The organism is Moorena bouillonii PNG (assembly GCF_001942495.1).
In the GTDB taxonomy this organism is placed as follows: domain Bacteria; phylum Cyanobacteriota; class Cyanobacteriia; order Cyanobacteriales; family Coleofasciculaceae; genus Moorena; species Moorena bouillonii.
Window position 1 is genome coordinate 6,038,383 of the sequence record NZ_MKZS01000001.1, and the last position, 6,808, is coordinate 6,045,190.

At 42.4% G+C, this 6,808-nt stretch carries 5 protein-coding genes and 1 pseudogene; 3 read left to right on the forward strand and 3 right to left on the reverse strand.

What is annotated here, in order from left to right; genetic code table 11:
- From BJP37_RS24515 to BJP37_RS24525, 3 genes and pseudogenes are all read right to left on the reverse strand, one after another.
- Nucleotides 1-814: transposase (locus BJP37_RS24515; protein ID WP_143728021.1), on the reverse strand; the 814-nt coding region annotated here is incomplete at its 3' end.
- Nucleotides 780-1,400, reverse strand: a pseudogene (locus BJP37_RS24520) (IS607 family transposase). The gene BJP37_RS24515 and the pseudogene BJP37_RS24520, both read right to left, overlap by 35 nt.
- A 70-nt stretch (nucleotides 1,401-1,470) precedes the next feature.
- Nucleotides 1,471-2,148, reverse strand: a complete 678-nt coding sequence (locus BJP37_RS24525) for a serine hydrolase domain-containing protein (RefSeq protein ID WP_075902695.1) — start codon at nucleotides 2,146-2,148, stop codon at nucleotides 1,471-1,473.
- Nucleotides 2,149-2,895: 747 nt separating this feature from the next.
- Here BJP37_RS24525 and BJP37_RS24530 point away from each other — a divergent pair.
- From BJP37_RS24530 to BJP37_RS24540, 3 genes are all read left to right on the forward strand, one after another.
- Nucleotides 2,896-3,654: a GIY-YIG nuclease family protein gene (locus tag BJP37_RS24530; RefSeq protein ID WP_143727777.1), complete on the forward strand. Its 759-nt coding sequence runs from the start codon at nucleotides 2,896-2,898 to the stop codon at nucleotides 3,652-3,654.
- Between the two features lie 604 nt (nucleotides 3,655-4,258).
- Complete coding sequence (locus tag BJP37_RS24535; RefSeq protein ID WP_075902699.1) at nucleotides 4,259-4,936, forward strand: hypothetical protein; 678 nt, start codon at nucleotides 4,259-4,261, stop codon at nucleotides 4,934-4,936.
- Between the two features lie 832 nt (nucleotides 4,937-5,768).
- A complete protein-coding gene (locus tag BJP37_RS24540) occupies nucleotides 5,769-6,731 on the forward strand; it encodes a peptidoglycan-binding protein (RefSeq protein ID WP_229415437.1) in 963 nt (320 codons plus the stop codon).
- The last annotated feature ends 77 nt before the right edge of the window (nucleotides 6,732-6,808 follow it).

Sequence of the window (6,808 nt, forward strand, 5' to 3'; positions counted from 1 at the left end):
GGTGCTCCCTGCCAAAAATATTATTTACTGGTCTGACCAACCTGCGGAATGTGGGTTCCATAGCTATCCTTAGCTTGTATCGGCGACGTTTGTGTGTGCGTCCTTTTGATTTGTCATGCTCACTTTTTAACTTATCTAGATGGGAACAAAGTTTAGCTATTCTCTGAAAATCATTATTTGCGAACTCCAAGAAATCCGTGCCGTCAAACCCAGTCATGAACGTCCTAACTCCAGGATCTAAAGCTATCACTTTCTTGGTTTCAGTAGGCTCAATGTCAAACTCTACTGGAAAGTGCGCGAACCATCTCCCTTTGTTATAAGTAAGTTCAGTAGAACCATCAGTTAGTACACAGAAATCCTGACCTTTGAATTCGGGTTTTGGCAGATGTTTGGTTTTGGAAACCATCCACCGGCCAGCCTTGTAAGCCGTAGGGTCAAACTGGATCGTCAGATGATGATCTCGCACGCTACGAAATTTACCTATTTTTAATCCAGCTTGTGGGTTTGGCAAAAGGTTCTTCCCTTTCCCAACAGACTTCGGTTGTTTGGCGGTCTCTTTCCACGCCGTATAAGCCTCCATTGAAGCGTTATCTAAAATTTTGGAGACGTTTAAATCTCTGCACCACTGCGGAATAAGTCCGGATTGTTTCAACCAAGTTCTAAAGCCATGTTTTCCTCCTTTCTTTCCGACTTTTGTGTACCCCTGGTTCCGATTGAGCTGCTCGATCGATATGTTATAAACCTTGCGAACAGCAGAAACCCATTTTTTCCAGATCTTCTCAAGTTCTTTGCTTGGGTAAACTCGGTAACTCACTGTCTTCAAGGATTTTTCCCTTGTACTTCCTGAGTCCGTAGAGCCTACAACTGAAGACGTGGATAATTGCCAGAACATCTTCAACCATCTCTTGTTCTGGGCTGAGGTTCTTTTCGTCGAGAACCAATATTTTAGTTTGGAATTTAGAGCACAACCATGAGATAAGATCGAATCCAAAGCGACAGAGCCGATCTTTGTGGGCAACGACAATATACTTGCAAGTGCCGCTGAGAACTCTGTCCAATAGGGAGTGAAGACCTTTTCTTTTGAAGTTGAGACCGCTGCCGATGTCTCGGATGACTTCTGCGTCTGGGTAACGAGACTTAAGAAACTGTACTTGTTGATCGAGATCATCTCTTTGAGAGCGGCTTGAAACCCTTGCATATAGGATTGCTGCTCTTTCGTCTCTATCTGTTTTTTTTGTTGAAATAGAGACAACTGAGTCAAGATTGTATCTTCAAAGTCCTCCAGGGGTTTTAATTCCTTGGATTTTGCCTTCGTCAAGCCACCTTTCAAGTGTCCTGGTACTGACCCCGAGCCTGGTAGCAGCGACTCGGGGAGGAACATAGTTAATTTGTTCATTCATTGACAAATTTGGGTCAGTACACTGACCTTATCAAACAAGATGTTGGAAAATGTCAAATATGTCGGGAAAACTATTTATCAGGACTTAACTCTTTTCCCGGCTCAAATTCCAAGGGGAGGTCTTGGAAGCGGGCAATCAACTCCTCAAGGGTCGTCGGTAAAGCCATCCATTGGGTATAATCGGGAAAACTAGTATAGTTAGGAATGCCCGCCGTATGGGTTAGCAGGTGATGCAAGGTGATGCGATTCCCATGGGGATAATCTGGCAAGTAGGTAGAAACAGGAGCGTGTACATCAACCAACCCCAGAGCCTGGAGTTGTAGAATCGCAGCAGCAGTAAACTGCTTTGTCACCGACCCCAACCGCAATCTAGTTTGGGGGGTATTGGGTAGCTGGTACTCTAGGCTAGCCATGCCATACCCCCTGGTAAAGACAGTTTTACCGGCCTTGAGTACGATAACCGCCCCTGAGAACCACCCCATTTCATGGTGGGCTTTGAGATAGGCATCAATTTCGGCGGAAATACCAGACATTGGGTGAGCAGCGAGTTTCATCGTCGTTTCTTCCACAAAGGTTGACTCAACAGATTGTTCCCCAGAAACATTGTCCTCAACAAGTTGGTCTGGAGCTTGCGCCCATAGGGGTAATGGGGTGGCGCTCCCCACCTGGATCATGCCCAGTTCTATCCAGCCTCCTACCACCAGGTAGATTAGCCCTATTTTTAACCGTCGATTAAACCGATTCAACATGGGTTTTTCTCCCGACCATGAGATTGTTGCTAACTTAACGTGAGTTCGATGGAAAGGGGAAATAGAGTGTAAGCTTTTTGGCGCAAGGTGGGGATCAGCCCAGCAACTTGTTATGATCTTTCAAGGTGTTGTTCTAGAAGTTCGACTGATGACATGTTTCATTACTGATTTCAATCGATACATTTGTATCTTATTAGAGAATAATCTGGCTTGGTAGTACCCTTAAGGGTACCTTTTCTGTGAAGATTAATTAACAGATACCTCTTGCAAAAGTGTTTTTATGATAGTGTTTACCTCAATTCTTATCCACTGTTCCCTGTTCCTGACAACTGCCGCGAAGTCTATTAAGTTCTAAAGGGACGACGAAACAGACTGATAGCAGAGCTGATGTCCCCTTTGAGTGAAGAGTCAGAGGTAATTAAAGAAATCAAAACAGTTGGAATATTTCAAGTTAATTAGAAAAAAGTCTTGATTTTCCTGCTGATGGTCGGGCTGGTGAATGGTGGCAAAGCCTCTATCCAACACTTCAACCAGTTGATAAGCCGATTCTTATCTAAAAACCTATGTCAATTTCTAATACATTATTTCCTCATTCGCACGAAAATCCTTAACAACCAGTTTCATCCATAGTAGAATCTGAATATCGCGTAGTGTTGGCTGTGCCGATCTAACCTTTTTGTGGTTCTCCGGAACACATCCTTTAACTCTTGTAGATCCTATTGAATTTTCAAAGAGGGTGATTGCCAATTGACTCAACAAAAAATGGGGTACGTTTACTTGATTGTGCAGCTTCAACCCAATCAACAGCCGACTGGGCTCTACAAAATTGGAAAAACTTCAAGGACACCGGAGAAAAGACTAGCTCAACTGAGGACTTCAAGTACTTGTGATCTTGAGGTTTACCATTGGATCCGCTGCTTGGACTATAGTGCAGTAGAAGCAGATCTTCATCGCAAGTTTAAAGATTTTCGATGGAACCATGGAGGGAGAGAATGGTTCAATTTCAAAAACTACAACATTCATGACGTTGTCGAAGAGATGAACTCATATGTTGAAGATCCTGCTCCTCCTGAACCAGTATACTATTCTTCAGAAGAATCTGAGTCAATATACTCGTATATAGGGACTGCGATTGGAGTACTTCTGTTGGTACTAGGAGTATGGGGTATTGCTAGTATTAACAACCAACCGAGTCTTACAAAAGACCAAAGGAACTATTATGCCGCGTGGAATGTTTTTAGCAGGAAAAATATGGATGCATTTGAACAGTATACTCAGGCTCAAGAGAAATTTAAAAAATTGGCAGACTCTTCTAGTCATGAATGTGTAAAAAAATATGGTGAGGATATGGTTGCCGTCATTTCTGAATCTAAAACTTTTTTGAGGAGTACTGGGGGAGATTACCGTCAAGCTTGGAAAAGATTTGAAGTTCTCCGGAAACAAGTATGGCCAAAACAACCTGTCTGTAATAGAATAATGACTGGGATACATCAGAAAATAAATTAATTTGTTTGTTAATAAACTAATTTTCCGTAAAACTTCGATTTACAGCGATTGCACTCTCTTAGTTATAACTGCAATCGCTTTATTATCATTATATCATTTTTTATAGTGGCGAAAAAAGATTTACGGGAAAAATAAAAAGGTATCTGGAAAAGTCTGAAAACTTGTTAGGACACTGGGATCGCGCCAAAATGTATTGACTCGGGTACACCCAATGTATTAACTAAAAGGCATGGGTGTATTGAGGCATCGGCTGCATGAAAATTGACCGTCATGGCCGGGCAACGAAGACTGATTTTCCGATTTGTTGGCATCTTTCCGAGAGTAAAACCCTGCCAGTTCGGTAGGGATTTCTTTTGTACTGCGATTCGGGCTTTACCGACGCTACGCGATGTGCCGTAGGCACCGCTACCTGCGAAAACTATTTTCAGTTCACGAAAACATCTGGATTGCCCAAGGTGTACCCCATAATAATGAGATTTACCCTTTTGATCATCTGGTCTCACTAGGGTTGTAATTCCGCACGCCGTATTTTCCGGAAAATGGTTTTTATATTCGAGAATAATGTAATATCAAGGTCAACCTAATTAACTTAAAACGTATATAAATGGCTAAGAGATTGAAAACTGTAAAAAATAACATAGATTATGAACCTAAAGAAGCAGATTTTATCGAGAAAGCTAATGAATTTGGTTATCAAATAAATTCTGTAACTAAAATTCCACCCGCGATCGCTAATGAACTTTCAATCGCTATCGCAATAGAGAAAAGCTGCGAGCATATCAGAGAAGGGTCGGAATTCTTTCTACAGCTTCCAATACCAAATAGCAAGCCCATAAAAGTTCAAAAAATTAATGGGAAAATTATGGGCAATTTCAAAGCTATGGCTGATGCCGTAGAAATGCCGGAAGATCAAAGGATAGATACATGCCAGATGATTTTCAGTCAAATGGCAGTTTTCCCTTGGGGGATGACTTTTTCTCATCCTCTAGCTAAAGAAGGCTGGGTAGGAGACAAGCTCGGTGTTAATTCGTGGAAACATGCTGAAACGATAATTAACTCAATCATGTACCCACAAGGAACTCCAGACAGAGGAAAAATTGCAGAAGAAAGTTTTCGACAAAAGATATTGCTTGCAAATTCAAATGTCGATATTGACACGTTACTGATAAAAGTCAAAGCTCGAATAATCCCAGCATGTCAAATGGCTTGCTCATTAATAGCTCAGGGTATAGAAATTGATCTTGAAGCTGGGTTGCATCCGGAAACAGGACTTAACCTGTAGCGATCACATTCTTTTTGCGGGTGCATCTCAATGCATGCAATTAGACAAAAATTCTAATAAAATTCCGACACTGCCTACACTACTTACTCTCCCTAAAATACCCACGCTTCCGACACTTCCGGCACTTCCCTTCTTTTTTACAAAGATGAGATCCACTCCGTACGGCCTAGTTAACGCTCAGGACAAAATGAAAACTAAATTTAAGGGTCTGCTATATTAATTAGTCATTAGTGAATAATCACGATTCGGTATTATACTTAACCTAGACACAAACCGTTAGATCTCGAAAACTACTTCTGTCCTATTCCCTTTTGCCTGTTCAACACATCTGGCCCAATCTTTAATTATATCAAATTTAATCACTAATGAGTCCTTTAAAAAGTACCCTCAAGGGTACTGTCAAAGGATTATTGTATTGCTCATAATTAAAAGGGAACTGAAATCTTATTACACCTGAGTCGTTATAGTGGGCAATTATTCCACTCTAAGATTAAGCTAGGGATAACTTAATATAGCCTTCAGCTATCAGCTATCAGCTATCAGCTATCAGCCATTCGCGTAGCGTGGCCTTTGGCCAAGGCATGTGGCCACGCTACGGGAAAAGTTTATGCCCATAGCGCACAATAATTGAGCTGCTTTTGAATAAAATAAGCTGTTCGCGCAGCGTGAGCCTTAGGCTGATGGCTGACGGCTGACGGCTGTTCGCGCAGCGTGCGCGTAGCGCATATGCTTACATATTGCCGAACCTACGGCTAGTGACAGTGGTGCAAGATTTCAGGGAAAGCAACTAGAGTAAACCATTGAGTTAGGTATATATCCTAAATTTATAGTGATGGCAGACTATAGCAATCTCGAAAGCAATCTTGAATCAGAACAAACAAAACATGCAGATTTTTGTGAAGATTGTCACCAAATTAACCTGATAGATAATCAGCTTCAAACCCTGATCCAGACACAAGCGATCGCAAAAAATCGATTAACTACTGTTCGACAGGCTCCTGGCTGCTCTACTTCTATCCTGGGGGGACTAGACCAGCAGCTGATTGATGAAATGAATAGCATCGGACCCAATAGCTTGGTCAGTTTTGCCGACCTAGATGTGGCTAATGGTCCAGCAGTTCACCCTTTCCTTCAGGCAGTAGCTAAGCAGTCCTTGGCACGGGCAATTAAGGCTCGTGGTCGCACCCTTTCGGTCAATTCTGCTTACCGAACTATTGCTCAGCAACTAATGCTATTCAATCATGGTAAAGTTAGACGCTGTGGTATTGGTGTGGTTGCCCCTCCTGGTAGAAGTAATCACCAGAGTGGTTTAGCCCTAGATATTAATGACGAGCAAGGCTGGAGACCCTATCTAGAGCGAGAGGGTTGGAGGTGGTTTGGACCTGCGGATAGGCCTCACTTTGACTATATTGGCAGAGGTACACGAAACATTCGTCCTGTTGCAGTTAAAGCGTTTCAGCGACTCTGGAACCGATACAATCCGGACAAACCCATTGCTGAAGATGGGATTTACGGACGAAATACTGACGCGCGACTGAATCAAGCCCCTATAGTTGGCTTTGGAAAAACTAACGAATCTCTTCCAGACAGAAGACTCAGCCTGACTCAACCCTATCTCGAAGGTGAGGATGTTCGCGAAGTTCAGGAAGCTTTAGTTAAAGCAACTATTACTGTCGAGGTAGATGGCGTTTTTGGTCCCGCTACTGAGAAAGCTGTTAAGGAATTCCAGAAGCTAAAAGATTTAACAGTAGATGGAATCGTTGGACCTACAACTCGCTCGGCTCTGGGATTGTAATATCATCTCCGGTTGAATACTTAGAGCTGATTTGTAAAGAGAATCTAAAGGAAACTCAATGACGGGCTGAGTAGCCT